The organism is Nocardioides plantarum, from assembly GCF_006346395.1.
Classification (GTDB): Bacteria; Actinomycetota; Actinomycetes; order Propionibacteriales; family Nocardioidaceae; genus Nocardioides; species Nocardioides plantarum.
Genome location: NZ_VDMS01000001.1, coordinates 2,545,202 through 2,562,069 on the forward strand (window position 1 = coordinate 2,545,202; position 16,868 = coordinate 2,562,069).

General features: G+C 73.0%; 15 protein-coding genes. 13 read left to right on the forward strand and 2 right to left on the reverse strand.

The window, feature by feature from the left end; all coding sequences use genetic code 11:
- The first annotated feature begins 25 nt into the window (after positions 1–25).
- The 13 genes from FJQ56_RS11895 to FJQ56_RS11955 all read left to right on the forward strand — a co-directional run bounded on the left by FJQ56_RS11895 (position 26) and on the right by FJQ56_RS11955 (position 13,851).
- Positions 26–1,225 carry an ABC transporter substrate-binding protein gene (locus tag FJQ56_RS11895; RefSeq protein ID WP_140009594.1) on the forward strand — a complete coding sequence of 400 codons (1,200 nt, stop codon included), beginning with the start codon at positions 26–28 and terminating at the stop codon, positions 1,223–1,225.
- Positions 1,226–1,315: 90 nt separating this feature from the next.
- Positions 1,316–2,197, forward strand: a complete 882-nt coding sequence (locus FJQ56_RS11900; RefSeq protein ID WP_140009595.1) for a branched-chain amino acid ABC transporter permease — start codon at positions 1,316–1,318, stop codon at positions 2,195–2,197.
- A gap of 4 nt (positions 2,198–2,201) precedes the next feature.
- Entirely contained in the window at positions 2,202–3,131 is a 930-nt protein-coding gene (locus tag FJQ56_RS11905) for a branched-chain amino acid ABC transporter permease (protein ID WP_140009596.1), read from the forward strand.
- On the forward strand, positions 3,128–3,961 hold the full coding sequence (locus FJQ56_RS11910) for an ABC transporter ATP-binding protein (protein WP_140009597.1): 834 nt from the start codon (positions 3,128–3,130) through the stop codon (positions 3,959–3,961). The genes FJQ56_RS11905 and FJQ56_RS11910 overlap by 4 nt, the downstream gene beginning before the upstream one ends.
- Positions 3,962–3,971: 10 nt before the next feature.
- On the forward strand, positions 3,972–4,742 hold the full coding sequence (locus tag FJQ56_RS11915) for an ABC transporter ATP-binding protein (protein WP_140009598.1): 771 nt from the start codon (positions 3,972–3,974) through the stop codon (positions 4,740–4,742).
- Positions 4,739–6,337, forward strand: coding sequence for an alpha/beta hydrolase (locus FJQ56_RS11920; RefSeq protein ID WP_140009599.1), 1,599 nt, complete (start codon positions 4,739–4,741; stop codon positions 6,335–6,337). Before FJQ56_RS11915 ends, FJQ56_RS11920 begins: the two co-directional genes overlap by 4 nt.
- Positions 6,334–7,311: a cyclase family protein gene (locus tag FJQ56_RS11925; RefSeq protein ID WP_140009600.1), complete on the forward strand. Its 978-nt coding sequence runs from the start codon at positions 6,334–6,336 to the stop codon at positions 7,309–7,311. Before FJQ56_RS11920 ends, FJQ56_RS11925 begins: the two co-directional genes overlap by 4 nt.
- A complete protein-coding gene (locus tag FJQ56_RS11930; RefSeq protein WP_140009601.1) occupies positions 7,311–8,939 on the forward strand; it encodes an FAD-dependent oxidoreductase in 1,629 nt (542 codons plus the stop codon). The genes FJQ56_RS11925 and FJQ56_RS11930 overlap by 1 nt, the downstream gene beginning before the upstream one ends.
- Positions 8,940–9,050: 111 nt before the next feature.
- Positions 9,051–9,923 carry an isocitrate lyase/PEP mutase family protein gene (locus FJQ56_RS11935; RefSeq protein WP_140009602.1) on the forward strand — a complete coding sequence of 291 codons (873 nt, stop codon included), beginning with the start codon at positions 9,051–9,053 and terminating at the stop codon, positions 9,921–9,923.
- 2 nt (positions 9,924–9,925) lie between these two features.
- Positions 9,926–11,191, forward strand: a complete 1,266-nt coding sequence (locus FJQ56_RS11940) for a 3-isopropylmalate dehydratase large subunit (protein WP_211350849.1) — start codon at positions 9,926–9,928, stop codon at positions 11,189–11,191.
- Positions 11,188–11,760, forward strand: a complete 573-nt coding sequence (locus FJQ56_RS11945; RefSeq protein WP_140009603.1) for a LeuD/DmdB family oxidoreductase small subunit — start codon at positions 11,188–11,190, stop codon at positions 11,758–11,760. The genes FJQ56_RS11940 and FJQ56_RS11945 overlap by 4 nt, the downstream gene beginning before the upstream one ends.
- Positions 11,760–12,194 (forward strand): organic hydroperoxide resistance protein, encoded by a 435-nt coding sequence (locus tag FJQ56_RS11950; RefSeq protein ID WP_140009604.1) that lies wholly within the window; start codon positions 11,760–11,762, stop codon positions 12,192–12,194. Before FJQ56_RS11945 ends, FJQ56_RS11950 begins: the two co-directional genes overlap by 1 nt.
- 4 nt (positions 12,195–12,198) lie before the next feature.
- Positions 12,199–13,851 carry an AMP-binding protein gene (locus FJQ56_RS11955; RefSeq protein ID WP_140009605.1) on the forward strand — a complete coding sequence of 551 codons (1,653 nt, stop codon included), beginning with the start codon at positions 12,199–12,201 and terminating at the stop codon, positions 13,849–13,851.
- Between the two features lie 314 nt (positions 13,852–14,165).
- Here FJQ56_RS11955 and FJQ56_RS11960 read toward each other — a convergent pair whose 3' ends face one another.
- Positions 14,166–16,100 carry an FtsX-like permease family protein gene (locus FJQ56_RS11960; RefSeq protein WP_140009606.1) on the reverse strand — a complete coding sequence of 645 codons (1,935 nt, stop codon included), beginning with the start codon at positions 16,098–16,100 and terminating at the stop codon, positions 14,166–14,168.
- Positions 16,097–16,858 carry an ABC transporter ATP-binding protein gene (locus tag FJQ56_RS11965; protein WP_140009607.1) on the reverse strand — a complete coding sequence of 254 codons (762 nt, stop codon included), beginning with the start codon at positions 16,856–16,858 and terminating at the stop codon, positions 16,097–16,099. The genes FJQ56_RS11960 and FJQ56_RS11965 overlap by 4 nt, the downstream gene beginning before the upstream one ends.
- Between the last annotated feature and the right edge of the window lie 10 nt (positions 16,859–16,868).

Here is a 16,868-nt window from a genome sequence, read left to right on the forward strand (position 1 = left end):
CACCACCGGCGAGTAGGAGACCCCCGTGCGGATCGACAGCACCCCCGTCAGGCCCGGTCCGCGAAGGAACCGCCGCCTCGTGGCCGTCGCGCTGACCGTCCTGGCCATGACCGCCAGCGGTTGCGCCAAGGACGGCGGAGCCGGAGCCGACGGGGACACCGTCCGCATCGGGATGATCGTCGCGGAGACCGGGCCGATCGCCGGCGCCGGCAAGACCTTCGCCAACGGCGCCCGGATCGCGGCCGCCCAGGTCAACGCGGACGACCTGATGGACAACGGCAAGAAGATCGAGCTGGTCGCCAAGGAGGGCTCCGAGGACCCCGCCAAGTCGGCCAGCGTCGCCGCGCAGCTCGCGGCCGACAAGAGCATCGTCGGCATCACCTGCTGCATCCTCTCCACGGTGGCCGGAGCGGCCAAGCCGATCGCCGAGAAGCAGAAGGTCCCGCTCATGCTGTGGGGGGCCACCGACGTCGACCTGGCCGACCCGCCGTACGTCTTCCGCACGGTGACCATGCCGCAGCCGGCCAACGAGAAGGTGTCGCAGACCGTCGCCGAGCAGACCGGCATCAAGTCCGTCGCCTACGGCGTGATGACCGACAACTCCGGCATCGTGTCCCAGGCCGAGGCGTTCGTCAGCGGCATGAACGACGCCGGCGTGCAGGACCTCGGGACCGTGGAGACGCTCTCCACGACCACCAACTTCACCAGCGCGGCCACCGACCTGATCCAGAAGGACTCCGACGCGATCGTCGTGGCCGGGACGCAGTCCAACGCGGTCGGGCTGATCGCCGCACTGCACGACAAGGGCTACGACGGGCAGGTCATCACCGGCGAGACCATCAGCGGCTCGGGCGTGTTCAAGTCCCAGCCCGACGCGCTCGCCAGCGTGCCGTTCCCGGTCTACTTCCTGTCCGACCAGCCCGCCAACGACGCGGCGAAGGCCTTCGTCGAGGCCTACACCAAGGAGTACGGCGAGGCGCCGGACGGCTACGCCGCCCAGGGCTACAACGCCATCTACACCCTGGCGATGGGGCTCAAGGCGGCCGGCGACGACACCACCCGCGCCGGGCTGTCCAAGGCCCTGGACGGCATGACGGAGCTCAAGGACACGATCTACGGCGACGTGACGTTCGACGGCGGCCAGCTCAACGCCACGTCCGCGGTCCAGATCGTCAACTACACCGCCCCGGACGGCGACATCGCCGCCTGGAAGCCCGCCAACTAACCGCTCACCCACGCGGATCCGCCCGGCCGGTCCCTCGGACCGGCCGGGCGGACCCGTGGTCGCGCGTTCCCACGACCGAGAGGAACCAGCGTGCTTCTCCTCGAGCAGCTGATCAACGGCATCTGCACGGGCGCGATCTACGCACTGTTCGCCGTCGGGTTCGGCATCGTCTTCTCGACGATGCAGATCCTCAACCTGGCCCAGGGCGTCTACGCCACGTACGGCGCGATGATCACCTACTTCGTCCTCGACGAGAGCGGCCTGCCCTTCTGGCTGGCCGCGATCCTCGGCGTCATCGGCGCCGGGCTGGTCGCCGTCCTGGTCGACCAGGTCGCCTTCGAGCCGCTGCGTCGTCGCGGGGTCCAGCTGTTGGGGGCGGTCATCGCCAGCATCGGCATGTGGATCGCGCTGCGCGAGGTGCTCAGCATCGCCACGGAGGCGACCCCGGTCGGCTTCCCTCCCGGCACCGCACCCCGCGGCCAGATCAGCATCGGCCCGATCGACGTGCTGCAGACCCAGGTCCTGGCCGTGGTCTGCGCCGTCGTCGTCATCTCTGCCGTCTACTTCCTGCTGCACCGCACCAACGTCGGATCGGCGATCCGCGCGGTCGGGTTCGACAAGCGCTCGGCCCAGATCACCGGCATCAGCCCCCAGGCCATGATCATCGGGGCGGCCATGCTGTCCGGTGCGGTCACCGGCCTGGCCGGCATCCTGATGGCGGGCGGCCAGAGCTTCAACTTCAACCTCGGCGACGCGCTCCTGCTGCAGGGCTTCGCCGCCGTGGTCATCGGCGGGATGGGCGACGTCCGCGGCAGCGCCATCGGCGGGCTGTTCATCGGCGTCGTCCAGACCCTGTCGGCCTCCTACATCTCCGCGTCCTACCAGGACGCGATCACCTTCGGCCTCGTGCTCGTCGTGCTGCTGTGGCGGCCCACGGGCCTGCTCGGCTCGGCCGACTTCCAAAGGGCGTGACCCGATGAACCCCACCTTGGTCCTGCTGCAGAGCGCCACCATGTTCGCCATGGCCGGCGCCGTGCTCGCCCTGTCCACCTACGTCAAGCTGTGGACCGGCCTGCTGAGCTTCGCCACCGTGACCTTCGGCGCCATCGGCGCCTTCGGGTCGATCTGGCTCTACAACGAGACGAGCCTCGGGCTCTTCGGCTCGATCATCGGCGCCGCCGTGGCCTCCGGCCTCTTCGGCCTGCTGGTGGGCCGGGTGTTCCTCAAGCTCTCGAGCCACTGGCTCGCGCTGGCGACGGTCGCCCTCGTGCTCATCACCCGCGTGTTCGTGGTCAACCTCGTCGACTACACCGGCGGCTCGGCCGGCGAGGTCGTCGCCTACACGATCACGATGCCGCAGATGGCGATCATGCTCGCGCTCGTCTGCGGGCTGCTCTACCTGCTGAAGCGCTCGCAGTTCGGCGTCGCCGCCGACACCACCCGCGAGGACCCGGCCGTGGCCGCCGCCCTCGGCGTACCGGTGGCCCGCGTCAAGATCATCGCCTTCGGCCTCTCGGGCGCGATCGGCGCCGTCGGCGGCGCGATGCAGGCCTCGCAGCTGTCCTACATCGACCCCGACACCTTCTACATCAACCTGTCGGTCACGATCATCGCCAGCGTGGTGCTCGGCGGGGCCTACCACTGGTTCGGCTCGGTCATCGGCGCGGCGGTCTTCACCGGGATGCCGGTCTACATCAGCCAGTACATCACCGAGGGGCAGTCGATCATCAACGGCGCCCTGCTGCTCGTGATCATCCTGTTCCTCCCCGGCGGCCTGATCGACCCGCTGCGCTGGCGTCGGCTGCGCGAGAGGCGGCTGCGCAAGCGGCAGCCACCCGACGCCGTCGACGGCACCCGTGACCCGGCACCCGACCCGGCGCTCGACCAGGCAGGAGCGACGCGATGAGCGACACCACCGCACGACCGACGCCGTACGGCGCCCGCGGCGCCGACAGCACCGGCGGCGCCGGCAGCACCGGCAGCACCGCCCTGGGCCTGGACTCCATCAGCAAGAGCTTCGGCGGGCTGCACGTGCTCTCGTCGGTGACCTTCGACGTGCCCGAGGCCACTGTCTTCGGCATCGCCGGGCCCAACGGGGCCGGCAAGACCACCCTGCTCAACCTGCTGACCGGCTTCGGCACCTTCAGCGGCGGTCGGATGACCATCCACGGCCAGGACGCCACCGGCAAGGACGCCCGCGCCATCAGCGCGCTCGGAGTGGCCCGGACCTTCCAGAACATCCGGCTCTTCCGTGGCCTGACCGTGCGCGAGCAGGTCGAGGCGGGGACCTACCGGCACCGCAAGGCCTCGCTGCTCTCCAGCCTGGCCGTCTCGCCGACCGACCGCCGCGACCGCCAGGAGACCCGGGCCGCGGCCGAGGAGGTGCTCGAGTTCGTCGGTCTCGCCGACCAGGCCGACCGGCTCGCCGAGACCATGTCGTACGGCGACCAGCGGCGCATCGAGATCGCCCGGGCCCTGGCGACCCGACCTACCCTGCTCATGCTCGACGAGCCGACCGCCGGCATGAACGACGCCGACTGGCTCCCCATCGCCGAGCTCCTCGACCGGCTGCGGTCCGACGGCATGACGGTCGTGGTCGTCGAGCACAACATGCGCCTCCTCGAGCGCAGCTGCGACAGGGTCGCGGTCATCGCCGCCGGCGAGGTCATCGCCGAGGACGAGCCGTACACCTGCCTGCGCCGTCCCGAGGTCCGCCGCGCCTACTTCGGAAAGTAGAGGCACCACCATGTCGTCCATCCTGAGCGTCGAGGACCTCGACGTCCGCTACGGCACCATCCCCGCCCTGACGGGCCTCTCGCTCGAGGTCGAGCGGGGGTCGCTGACCGCCCTGCTCGGCGCCAACGGCGCCGGCAAGTCCACGACCCTCAACACCGTCGCCGGCCTGCTCAAGCCGACCGGCGGGCGCGTCACCTTCGACGGCAGGGACATCACCGGGCTCTCCGCGCACCGCACGGTGCGCCGGGGCCTGGCCCTGGTGCCCGAGGGACGCCTGGTCGTCTCGCCGCTCACCGTCCTGGAGAACCTCGAGCTCAGCTCCTTCGCCCGCGGCCGCAGGCGCTCCGCCGACCTCGACGAGGTCTGGGAGCTCTTCCCGCGGCTGGCCGAACGCAAGAAGCAGACCGCCGGCCTGATGAGCGGCGGCGAGCAGCAGATGCTCGCCATCGCGCGGGCCTGGATGACCAAGCCGACGATGGTCCTGCTCGACGAGCCGTCGATGGGGCTGTCGCCCGCGCTGGTCGACATCGTCTTCGAGGCGATCGCGACCATCCACGCCGCCGGGGCCACGGTGCTGCTCGTGGAGCAGAATGCCTCCAAGGCGCTGCCGATCAGCGACCACGCCTACCTCATCCACCGCGGCGAGATCCTGTCGTCCGGCACCCCGGCCGAGCTCGACCAGGACCCCGACCTCGTGGCCCGCCACCTGGGCCTGGACCCGGAGATCGCCGTACCCGAGATCGACGCGGCCGCCACGGCCGCTGCCGAGCGGCACGCATGACGCGTCCGTACTACGCGAGCACCTCGCGCGGCCAGGTGCGGCTGTACGTCGGCGGCACCGGGCGGACCCTCGTCGTCCTCGCCGGGCTGACCCGTGCGGCGTCCTGCGTCGCCGACGAGCTGGCGGCACTGCTGCCCCGGCGTCGGGTCGTCGTGGTGGAGACCCCGGGGGTCGGCGGCTCGGCCCGCGCCGACGCCAGCGGGCTCGCCGAGCGCGTGGAGACGGTCGTGGCGGCCCTGGGCTTCCTGGGGCGGACCGAGGTCGACCTCGTCGCGCTCGAGCACGCGGTCGCGCTGGTGCCCGGCGTCGCCTCCGGTCTCGCGGCGGCCGGAACCCCCTGCGGCGTCACGGTCCTGGTCGACGAGCGGGCCCCGCTCGCCTGGGCCGACCACGGCACCACGCCACCGTCGCCGGCTGCCCGCGTCGACGGCACCCACCTGACCGCCTTCTGGTCCTTCCTGCGCGACCGGCGGCTCGTGCGCCCCGACGACCCGACCCAGCCGCGCACCCACGGTGCCCCGCTGCCCGGCGTCCGCGAGCTCCACGCCGGCTTCGTCGCCGCGACCACCCGTCCCGAGGCCTACGTGCGCGCCTGGGACGAGCTGACCCGGGCGCTGACCGGTGGCGGCGTCGCCACCGCCGGCGCCACCTGCGTCGACACGCTCGCCGAGCTCGCGTCGGCCCTGCCGGCCACGGGGGAGTCGGACGACGGCTCGTCCCTCGCGGTGCCCGTCACGACGCCGGCGCCGGGCACCGGGCTCTGGCACGACTACGTCCAGACCTCCGTCGGTCTGGCCCATCTGCGTCGGGCGGGCTCGACCGGGCGTCCGCTGCTGGTGCTCTCCACCGGCGGCGGCTCCTCCGCACAGTTCGAGCCGGTCGTCCGCGGCCTGGCCGAGGGCCGCACGGTCGCGGCCCTCGACTACTTCGGCAACGGCCTGTCCGAGCCGCTGGACCGCACCCCCGACGTCGGTGACCTCGCCGCGGAGGCCTTCGCCGTGGCCGACGCCCTGGGCTGGGACTCCTTCGACGTGTGGGGCTCCCACACCGGGGCCTGCACGGCCCTGGAGATGACGGTGACGCGACCCGAGCGGATCGGTCGCGCCGTCCTCGAGGCGCCGGTCGTCATCTCCGCGGACTTCCGCGACGACCTCCAGGCCCACTACTTCCCCGACCTCGCCGCGGACCCGTTCGGGACGCACGTGCAGCGCGCCTGGCACTGGCGCCGCGAGGTCTTCCTCTACTGGCCGTGGTACCGCGTCGACCACGCGGCCGCCCGCAGCATCGGCCTGCCCTCCGCCGAGGACCTGCAGCTCTACGCCGTCGGCATCCACGAGAGCGGCGCGACGTACGACGGTGCCTACCGCGCCGCCTTCGACTACGACACCCGGGCCCGGCTGCCGCTGCTGACCCGTCCGGCGATCCTGGTCGCGGGGCCCCACGACATGCTCGCCAACGCGCTCGACGACGCCGCCGACCTGGTGCCCGACGACCTGCTGCGGATCGTCGACACGCCGGCGACCGTGTGGTGGCCCGACCCCGAGCCGCAGGCCGCGGCGGACACGATGACCATCTACCGGGAGTTCCTGCGATGAGCGAGACCACCGTCGAGCCCGCCGGCGAGATGACCGCCGACGAGGTCCGCGCCTACGGCGAGAGCCTGGGCGTGCACGCCAACTGGGGTCGCTGGGGCGCGGACGACGAGCGCGGCACCCTCAACCTGGTGACGTCCGACAACGTGCGCCGGGCCACGGCCGCGGCCCGCACCGGCCGGGCGGTCTCGCTCGGGATGCCGCTGGACGTCGCGGCGCCGCCGTACTACCCGCAGGGGCTCGACGCCGCCGTGCGCCACGAGATGGTCACCGCGTGGGGGTCCAACGCCGGCGGCCCGGTGCAGGCCGCCAGCGACCAGCTGCACGTGCAGTGCCACGGGCTCGACAACACCCACATGGACGCGCTGTGCCACATCGGGCTCGGCGGCATCGGCTGGAACGGTCGGCCCTTCCGCTCGATGGTCTCGATGGCCGGCGCGTCGAGCTGCGACATGCTCGGCGCCGGCCCCGTCGTCACCCGCGGCGTGCTGGTCGACGTCCCGCGACTGCGGGGCATCGACCACCTTCCCGGGGGCGACCCGGTCACCGCCGAGGACCTGCGGGCCGCGGCCCCCGACGTACGCCCCGGTGACGCGCTGCTGATCCGCACCGGGCGCGCCCGGGCGGTCGCAGGCTCCGTCAACGCGGCGGCGGCCGAGGGGCGCACCGCGGAGCAGAAGTACGGCCCGATCGCCGGGCTGCACCACAGCGCGATGAGCATCGTGGCCGACCTCGATTGCGGGCTACTCGGCACCGACGGCTCCGGCGACACCTTCCCCGGCGTCGACGAGCACCGCCTCCCGATCCACGTGCTCAGCCTGGTCCACCTCGGGCTGCACCTGCTCCACAACCTCGCCCTGGAGGAGCTCGCCGACGCCCTCGCGGAGCGTGGGGGCCACGACTTCCTGATCGCGGCCACGCCCCTGCCGCTCCCGGGCGGCACCGGCAGTCCGATCGCCCCCGTGGCGGTGCTGTGATGACCGGCGAGCAGCGCGGTCGCGACGACTACGACGTCGTCTGCGTCGGCGGGGGACTGGGCGGCCTGGCCGCCGCCCTGCGTGCCCACGACCTGGGTGCCCGCGTGCTGGTGCTCGAGCGGTCGACCATGGTCGGCGGTGTCGCCGCCTACAGCGGCGGCTTCTGCTGGGTCGGGGCCAACCACCTCGACGACGCCGGCGACACCCTCGAGGCGACCGAGCGCTACCTCGACCACGTGCAGGGCGCCGACCGGCCGGTCGACCGTGAGCGCCGACGGACCTACCTCGAGTCCGCCGTCGAGGCCACCCGGTGGTTCAGCGAGGCCGGCGTCCCCTTCTCCCTCATCCGCGGCGCGGCCGACCTCTACGAGCCGGGACCGGGCTCGACCAGCCAGGGTCGGCTCGTCGAGTGCGTGGTCCCGGGCGCCGAGCTGGGCGCGTGGCGCGAGCACCTGCGCCCCAGCGTCTACTACCGCACCGGTGTCTCCCGCGACGAGATCTACCACGTGCTGGCCGGTGACGTGGACGCCAAGCTGGCGCTGCTGGCCGAGCGGGAGCACGACGACCTGCTCACCCACGGCGTGGGGCTCGCGGCCGGCTTCGTCCGCGAGGTCCTCGTACGGCGCGGCGTCGAGTGCCGCCTGGAGCACCGGGTCACCGAGCTGGTGCGCGAGGACGGCCGGGTCACCGGCGTGGTCGCCGAGGGGCCGGACGGCCCCGTGCGCATCCGCGCCCGCCGGGGCGTCGTGCTCGCCGTGGGGGGCTACGGCAACGCGCCGGACGCCGCCGAGCTCGAGGACGTGCCGGAGCTGATCGAGGCGGCCCCGCCCGTCGTCGCGGGCGACGGACTCACCCTCGGGCAGGACGTCGGCGCCGCCGTCGTCCGAGGTGCCGACCCGTTCGTGGTGCTGGGCGCGCGCTTCGAGGAGCGGACCCACCCGGGCAGCGACGAGCCGCTCTACTCCCAGCTGCTGGAGAACCTCGGCTTCCCGCACTCGATGATCGTCAACCGCGACGGCCACCGGTTCGGCGACGAGAGCTACTACGGCGCCCTGATCCGAGGGCTGCGGACCTACGACTCGCGACGCAAGCAGTGGGCCAACTTCCCGTGCTGGCTGGTCCTCGACGACACCTTCCGCCGGCAGTACCCGCTGGGGCCCTACCCGCCGGGGGCCGACTATCCCGACGAGGTGCTGAGGTTCGAGACCCTCGAGCAGCTCGCCGAGGGGATCGGGGTCGACGCCGCCGGGCTGGCCGGGACGGTGGCGACCTACAACGTGGCGGCCCGGACCGGTGAGGACCTCGAGTTCGCCCGTGGCTCGCTGCCGTTCGCGCGTCAGGCCTACGGCGACCCGCGCTACCCCAACCCCAACCTCGGGGCGGTCGAGACCGCACCGTTCTACGCGCTGCCCCTGCACGTCCTCGGCGTGGGCCTGTCGTCGCTGGGCCTGGCGATCGACTCCTCGGCGCGCGTGCTGCGCCGGGACGGCACCCCCGTCGCCGGGCTCTACGCCACCGGCAACGCGGCCGCGACGCGCGAGCTCAAGGGCTACGTCACCGGGTTGGCCAACACCCGCAACTACACCTACGCCTGGCGCGCCGCCACCGACATGCTCGCGGGTCCCTGAGCTCCCCACCCCCTCGTCGGGTCGCCGTACTTGGTTGACCCGGGCAACTTCACGACCTAACCTCATATCGAATAGCGAACTCGGATTCGCATTACGGAACAGGTGATACGCATGGCACGACTCTCCCTCCCCGAGCTCCTCGCGCAGGACGGCGTCATCCACGCCCCCGGCGTCTGGGACGGGCTCTCCGCCCGCCTGGCCGACCAGGCCGGCTTCTCGGCGGTGTGCGCCTCCGGCTTCGCGATCGCCGCGGGCCTCGGCATGCCGGACGCCGAGGTCTTCACGGCCACCGAGGGCGTCAACGCGGTGCGGATGATCCACGAGGCCACGGACCTGCCGATCATCGCCGACATCGACACCGGCTACGGCAACGCGATCAACGCCGGGCGCACCGCCGCCTCGATGCGTCGCGCCGGCGTCTCGGCGGTCTTCATGGAGGACCAGGTCTCGCCCAAGCGCTGCCCCATCTGCGTGGGCGACCCGGTCGAGCTCACGCCGCTGGTCGAGGCCGCCGGCAAGGTGCGCGCCGCCAAGGACGGCCTGGGCAGCGACGCGCTGCTGATCGCGCGCACCGACGCCGTGGGCGACGAGGCGCTCAAGCGCGCCGAGGCCTACGTCGCCGCGGGCGCCGACCTGATCATGCCGGTCTCCAAGACCTTCTCGTCCCTGGAGGAGTGGCAGCGCTGCCACGAGCTCACCGGGGTGCCCCTGGTCGCGTCGCTGACCGCCTGGACCTGGGTCGAGCGCGAGTTCACCAACGAGGCCATGGAGCAGGCCGGCATCAAGGTCGCCATGGTCGCGACGCACGGCATCCTCGCGGCCGCCACCGCCATCCGCGACTCCTTCACCCGGCTGGCCGCCGGTGAGCCGCTCCCGGACGTGTCGGGCCGCTACATGGAGCACGAGGACTTCGTGCAGATGATCGGCTTCCCCGAGATGGAGGAGCGTCAGCGCACCTACCTCCCCGCGGCAGAGGAGATCTGATCATGGGATCGACCATCACCGAGAAGATCCTGGCCCGCGCCGGTGGTCTCGACAGCGTGGTCCCGGCGCAGAACGCGCCGTTCCGACCCGACTACATGATCGCCTACGACTACCCCGGCTACACCGACGTCATGTTCCGCCAGATGAAGGAGGACTTCGGCATCGAGCGGGTCAAGGACCCCGAGCGCTACGTCCTGTTCATCGACCACATGACGACGCGCGCCAACGAGCGCGAGCTGCAGATGCACAACGTCACCCGTGACTGGGGCCGCCTCAACGGCGTCGAGGTCCACGAGGGCGTCGGCATCGGGCACCAGGTGGCCGCGGAGCTGGGCTACGCCGCCCCCGGCAACTTCCTGGTCCACTTCGACGGTCACGTCAGCGGCCTGGGCGCCTTCGGTGCGCTGGGCTGGGGCGTGCGCAAGGACCTCCTCGAGGCCTGGGTCACCGGAGCGGTCTACCTCGACGTGCCCGCGAGCACCCGCTTCCACCTCGAGGGCTCCTTCTCCGAGGGCGTGGACAACCGCGACCTCCTGCACCACATCATCGCGACGTACGGCGCCGACGCGTGCGCCCACCAGGTCATGGAGTACGCCGGCCCGGGCGCCGAGGCGATGTCGATCGACCGCCGCCAGGGCCTGTGCGCGATGGCGATGTTCACCGGCGCCGTGTCGGCGATCTTCAACCCCGACGAGCTGTCGCTGGAGTACTCGCGCCGCGTGGCCCGCGACGAGTTCGAACCGGTCTACAGCGACCCGGACGCGACGTACACCGCCACCCACGACGTCGACCTCTCCGCCCTGTCGCCCCAGGTCGTGCTGCCGGGCTCGGCCAAGTCGGGCAACACCAGGCCGATCGAGGACCTGGTCGGCACCCGCCTGCAGCACGCCTACATCGGCTCGTGCGCCAGCGGCCGGATCGAGGAGATCAGGGCCGCGGCCGAGATCCTCCAGGGCAAGAAGGTGGCCGAGGGCGTGCGCTTCAACGTCGTCCCGACGTCGAAGAAGATCTACGACCAGGCCGAGGCCGAGGGTCTGCTCGACATCCTCACCGAGGCCGGAGCCCAGGTGGCGCAGGCCTCCTGCGACTTCTGCGTGGGCTACGCCTCGCCGCTGGAGCCGGGCGACAACGCCATCTCGACGGGCGTGCTCAACATCAGCGGGCGCATGGGCAGCACCGATGCCAGCATCTACATGGGCTCGGCCTACACCGTCGCCGCCTCCGCGCTGACCGGCGTCATCACCGACCCGCGGGAGGTCATGTCGTGAAGGTGCAGGACGTCTTCGAGGGCCGCGTGGCCTGGAAGTTCGGCGACGACTTCGACATCGACCTGGTCATCGGGGTCACCAACATCAAGTACTACGACCCCGACAAGCTGCGCTCGGTGCTGATGCAGGCCTACGACCCGGCCTTCGTCGACGACGTGCGTCCCGGCGACGTCATCGTCGGCGGGCGCAACTTCGGCTACGGCCACCCGCACTACCCGGCCATGATCGCGATGCGCAACGCCGGCGTCGTCGCCGTCGTCGCCGAGTCCTACGCGCCGGGGTTCTGGCGCGGCGAGCTCTACCAGGGGATGCCGCTGGTGACCGTGCCCGGCATCTCCGAGGCCGTCGAGCGCTGGGACGACGTCGCCGTCGACTGGAAGAACGCCACCGTGCGCGTCGGCCGCACCGGGCAGGTCCTGCAGGGCACCCCGCCCAGCCCGCACGCCATCGACGTCATCGAGGCCGGCGGCGGGCTCAACCTGCTGCGCGCGCAGTACGGCACTGGGAGCAGCACGGTCCCACCGGCGGCCGCGGCCGTTCCCCACCCCACCAGCGAAAGGGTCACCTGATGGTCACCGAGCTCGACAAGGTCGTCTACACCGCCACCGCCAGCGCCACCGGAGGACGAGCCGGGCACGCCCGTAGCGACGACGGGCACCTCGACCTCGACCTGCGGGTGCCCGAGGCCATGGGCGGCCCGGGTGGGGCGACGAACCCCGAGCAGCTCTTCGCCGCCGGCTACGCCGCGTGCTTCCAGGGGGCCCTGGGCGTCGCGGGTCGCCGCCAGGGCGTCGACACCTCCGGATCCCTGGTCACCGCCTCGGTCAGCATCGGCCCCGTCGGCGAGGCGTTCGGCCTGGCCGTGAGCCTCGACATCGAGATCCCCGGCGTGGACGAGGAGACCTGCCAGGCGCTGGCCGACGCGGCCCACGAGGTCTGCCCCTACTCCAACGCGACCCGGGGCAACATCGTGGTCGACGTCCGGGCGCGGGTCGTGAGCTGACGGCATGACGACGTACGCCGACCGACCGTGGCGCGCCCTCTACCGCGAGGGGCAGCCGGTCGAGGTGGAGCCGGAGTTCCCCCACCTGCTGGCGATGTGGGCCGACGCGGTGCGGCGGGCGCCCGACCAGGACGCCATCCGCTACTTCGACGCCACGCTGAGCGTCGCCGAGCTCGACGCGGCCTCGGACGCGCTGGCCGCGGCGCTGCAGGAGCGCGGCTTCACCACCGGCGACCGGTTGGCGATCTACAGCCAGAACGACCCGGCGTTCGTCATCGCGATGCTCGCGACCTGGAAGGCCGGCGGCGTCGCGGTCTCCGTCAACCCGATGTACAAGGAGCGCGAGCTCGCGCACGTGCTGGCCGACTCCGGCGCGCGGGCCCTGGTCTGCCTCGACGAGGTGCACCCGGTGGCGGTGGCGGCCCTCGCGGCCGGCAGCGGGGTGGACGTCGTCATCACGTTCTCCGGCCGTGACTTCCAGACCCGTGACGACGAGCGGGTGCTCGATCCCGTCGGGGTGCCGCCCGCGGACGGGGCGGAGAACCTCCTCGGCCTGCTCGCGCGGTACGCCGGGCAGCGGCCCGGGCCCGTGGCGCCGCCCGGACCCGACAGCGAGGCGTTCCTCGTCTACACCTCGGGCACGACCGGCGACCCCAAGGGCGCCCGGCTGACCCACGCCAACTTCGTCGTCAACGCCCGCAACTACCGCGAGTGGATGCAGCTCGGGCCGGACGACGCCATCCTGGCCACCGCCCCGCTGTTCCACATCACCGGTCTCGTCGGGCACGGCGTGCTCTCGCTGCTGCTGCCGGCACCGCTGGTCCTGGGCCACCGGTTCCACCCGGGGGTGATGGTGGACGCGATCCGCGAGCACCGTCCGGTCTTCACCGTCGGGGCGATCACGGCGTTCTCCGCGCTGGCCGCCGTGCCGGGGGTCGGACCCGACGACTTCGCGTCGCTCACCAAGATCTACTCCGGGGGTGCGCCGGTCGCGCCGGCCGTGGCGGACCGGCTCGAGACGGTGCTGGGCGGCTACGTGCACAACGCCTACGGCCTGACCGAGACGTCGTCGATCACCCACATCGTGCCGCCGGGGCGGCGCGCTCCGGTCGATCCGGTCTCGGGGGCGCTGTCGATCGGCGTCCCGATCGCGTCGGTGCGCTCACGCATCGTGGACGACGCGGGCGCCGACGTGGCGGTCGGCGAGCTGGGCGAGCTGCTCATCGCCGGTCCCCAGGTCGCGCACGGCTACTGGAACCGGCCGGACGTCTCGGCCGAGGCGTTCCCCGGCGGCGAGCTGCGCACCGGCGACGTCTGCTTCATGGACGACGAGGGCTGGTTCTACCTCGTCGACCGCAAGAAGGACATGATCATCGCCTCCGGATACAAGGTCTGGCCGCGCGAGGTCGAGGACGTCCTGTGCAGCCACGAGGCCGTGCACGAGGCCGCCGTCGTGGGCGTCCCCGACGACTACCGGGGGGAGACGGTCACGGCGTTCGTGTCGCTGGTCGAGGGGGCGAGCCTCGCCGAGACCGAGCTCATCGACTTCTGTCGCGACCGGATGGCGGCCTACAAGTACCCCCGCTCGATCACGGTCGTCGCGGCACTCCCCAAGACCGCCAGTGGCAAGATCCTGCGCCGCGAGCTCCGGGCCTGAGGCACCTGGCCCGACCGGGCCAGTCGAAGATGGCTCGTTCGGGCCATGGGCCGGGGCGCGTCGATCCGGCAGGCTTTCCCCACGAGATCGCATCGCCGGGTGACCTCTCACCCGTAGTGGCGAACCGGGAGCTTCTGGGTTCGGACCCGAGACCGGACCACGAAGGAAGGCCCTGGAGACCATGTCTCCAGGGCCTTCGCTCCTGTCCCGGGCGGTGGTCGTGACGCACGGGGCCGCCTGCGGTCGACGCCCTCCCCGCTTGGATCCCGCACTGAGGAGAGGGATCCAGCTGGACCCCTCTCCCCAGCGGCGCGTCAGCGCGCCACGCGCGTGGCGGCGCGGACGGTGCGGGTGGCGGTGAGCAGGGTCGCGGCGACGGTGAGGGTGACGACCGCGCCACTGAGCACGGCGTACGTCGCGAGGTCGACGACGGGGAGCCCCGCCCCCAGCAGACCGGCGCTGACCCCCACGACGGCGGGCAGGACCGCGACGGTGCCGATGGTCCACGCCGCCAGGCCGGTCACCACCGCCTCGACACCGGTCATCAGGAGCAGCTGTCGGGCGGTCGCGCCGCTGCGGTGCAGCAGGCGCAGCTCGTCGCGGCGACCGGCGGTGAGGAGGACGAGGGCGTTGAGGGAGCCCAGGCCCACGAACAGCAGCAGGAACAGGGTCAACAGGGTCGACAGGTGCTGGGTGCCGGCGTCCGGGCTGCCGGCCGCGGCGGCGTACGCGGCGGTGGACGTCGTGCCGGCCACCTCGGCACCGCCGTCGGCCTCGACGAGCGCGAGGTGCACGGTCGGTGTCACCCCGTGGGCGGCCAGGGTCTGCGGGCCGACCAGCTCGCTGCCGACCCCGAGGCCGCGGTCGTAGACGGCGACGACCCGCAGCCCGACGTCGGTGCCCCCCAGGCGCACGTGGAGGGTGTCGCCGACGCCGGTCCCGGCCTCGAAGGCGGTGTCGGCGCTGACCGCGACGGTGTCGGGGTCCCCCAGGTCGGCCAGCGAGCCGTCGCTGACGTCGGGGTCGAACACCCGGTGATCGACGTCGGGCGGGACGGCGCGCAGGGTGGTCGACTCCCAGACCAGGGCGTCGGGGAGCTCGGTGTCGTCGTCGGTGCGCACCTGGGCGGGGGCGTCGGCGAGCGGGACGACGCCGGTGACGCCCGGCGCCGCCGACAGCGACTCGAGATCGGCGGGGCTGAGGCCGGTACCGGAGGAGGCCACGAGGTCGGTGCCGATCGCCGCGGCCAGCTGCTCGGTCGCGGCCTGCTGCACGGCCCGGTCGACGGTGCTCTGGGTCGTGCCGACCGCGAGCACCAGGGCGAGCGGGACGACGACGGTGGTCAGGCGTCGGGAGAAGCCGCGCAGGTTGCCGAGCGCGAGCCGGGTGGGTGCGCCCGTACGCCGGGGCACGGCGCGGGCGGCGCGGGTGAAGGTCCACTCGACCAGGACCGGACCGGCCAGGGCGGCCGCGCCGATGAGCAGGAACGCCGACGTGGCGGCCAGGGCGCCACCGGCCGTGCCCGGCACGACCAGCGGGGTGCCCGCGGCGGCCAGGCCGGCGAGCGCGGTGAGCCCGGCGGCGACCCGGCGTACGGCGCCCACCGGGGTGCGCTCGGCCGCGCTCTCGGCGATCGCCGCGGTCGGGGCGGCCCGGACGGTCTCGCGCGAGGCGAGCCTGCTGGCCACCAGGGCCGTGGGCACCACGAGCAGGACGGCACCCACGACCGGGAGGGGCGAGAGGGTCGAGGCGAAGCCCGGCCCCACCACGCCGGCCTCGCGCAGCACCGGGTCGAGCCACCGGGTCAGGACGAGTCCGGGGATCGCGCCCAGCGGTGCGGCCACGGCGCTCAGGAGCAGCAGCTCGGTCGAGACGAGGCGTCGTACCTGACCGCGGGTCGCCCCGACGGCCCGCAGCAAGGCGAACTCACGCCGCCGTCGGCGCAGCGCCAGGGTGGTGGTGGCCGCGACGACGATGACGACCAGGACGAGCGCGGTGCCGGCGAACGAGGACGCCAGGGTGACGAGCAGGCCGCCGCCGCCCGCGGGCTCGCGCAGCCCGGACTCGAGCAGGGCACCGGTCAGCGTCGTCAGGGTCGAGGCCAGGGCGATGACCAGGCCGGTCCCGACGGCGCCGGGCCAGTTGGCCCGCGCTCCGGCGACGGCCAGGCGCCGCAGGCCGCGCGGCGCGGGCGGCGCAGCAGGCGCAGGCGAGGGGGAGGGGGTCCGCGACGTCAGGACGGCGCTCATCGGCCGGCCGCCAGCACCCGGGCGGTGACCTGCTCGGCGGTGGGCGCGTCGAGCGCGTCCACCAGCAGGCCGTCGGCCAGCACGAGCACCTGCTCGGCGGCGGCGGCGACCCGGCTGTCGTGGGTGACGACGACCACCGTCTGTCCGAGGTCCCGGGCCGTGCTGCGCAGCAGCTCGAGGACCGCGGCACCGGTGGCCGAGTCGAGGGCGCCGGTCGGCTCGTCGGCGAAGACCACCGTGGGCCGGGTCACCAGGGCCCGGGCGATGGCCACGCGCTGGGCCTGGCCGCCGGACAGCTCGCCGGGGAGGCGGTCGAGCAGGTCGCCGAGGTCCATCCGGTGCACCAGGTGTGCCACCCAGGCCGGATCGGCCCGGCGGCCGGCGAGGACCAGCGGGAGCCCGACGTTGTCGCGCACGCTGAGGTGGCCGATCAGGTTGTAGGCCTGGAAGACGAAGCCGATGTGGTCGCGACGGAAGCGGGTCAGGTCGTCGTCGGGGAGCGAGCTGATGTCGTGGCCGCCCACGACGACCCTCCCGCTGGTGGGCCGGTCGAGCCCGGCGGCGCAGTGCAGCAGGGTCGACTTGCCCGACCCGGACTGCCCGACGACTGCGGTGAGCGACCCGGGCCTCAGGTCCAGGGAGATGCCGCGCAGGGCGGCAGTGGTCGCAGGTCCGCTGCGGTAGGTCTTGCGGACGTCGTGCAGGGCGATCGCGGTCCCGGTCAGGGGTACGGCGGGCGCGGGGTTCGTGACGGTCACGGGGTGCTCC

Bases quoted from the DNA above. Each gene is read 5' to 3' on its own strand.
- FJQ56_RS11905 (WP_140009596.1), top strand. From the start codon at position 2,202: ATGAACCCCACCTTGGTCCTGCTGCAGAGCGCCACCATGTTCGCCATG.
- FJQ56_RS11910 (WP_140009597.1), top strand. From the start codon at position 3,128: ATGAGCGACACCACCGCACGACCGACGCCGTACGGCGCCCGCGGCGCC.
- FJQ56_RS11915 (WP_140009598.1), top strand. From the start codon at position 3,972: ATGTCGTCCATCCTGAGCGTCGAGGACCTCGACGTCCGCTACGGCACC.
- FJQ56_RS11920 (WP_140009599.1), top strand. From the start codon at position 4,739: ATGACGCGTCCGTACTACGCGAGCACCTCGCGCGGCCAGGTGCGGCTG.
- FJQ56_RS11925 (WP_140009600.1), top strand. From the start codon at position 6,334: ATGAGCGAGACCACCGTCGAGCCCGCCGGCGAGATGACCGCCGACGAG.
- FJQ56_RS11930 (WP_140009601.1), top strand. From the start codon at position 7,311: ATGACCGGCGAGCAGCGCGGTCGCGACGACTACGACGTCGTCTGCGTC.
- FJQ56_RS11935 (WP_140009602.1), top strand. From the start codon at position 9,051: ATGGCACGACTCTCCCTCCCCGAGCTCCTCGCGCAGGACGGCGTCATC.
- FJQ56_RS11940 (WP_211350849.1), top strand. From the start codon at position 9,926: ATGGGATCGACCATCACCGAGAAGATCCTGGCCCGCGCCGGTGGTCTC.
- FJQ56_RS11950 (WP_140009604.1), top strand. From the start codon at position 11,760: ATGGTCACCGAGCTCGACAAGGTCGTCTACACCGCCACCGCCAGCGCC.
- FJQ56_RS11955 (WP_140009605.1), top strand. From the start codon at position 12,199: ATGACGACGTACGCCGACCGACCGTGGCGCGCCCTCTACCGCGAGGGG.
- FJQ56_RS11960 (WP_140009606.1), bottom strand. From the start codon at position 16,100: ATGAGCGCCGTCCTGACGTCGCGGACCCCCTCCCCCTCGCCTGCGCCT.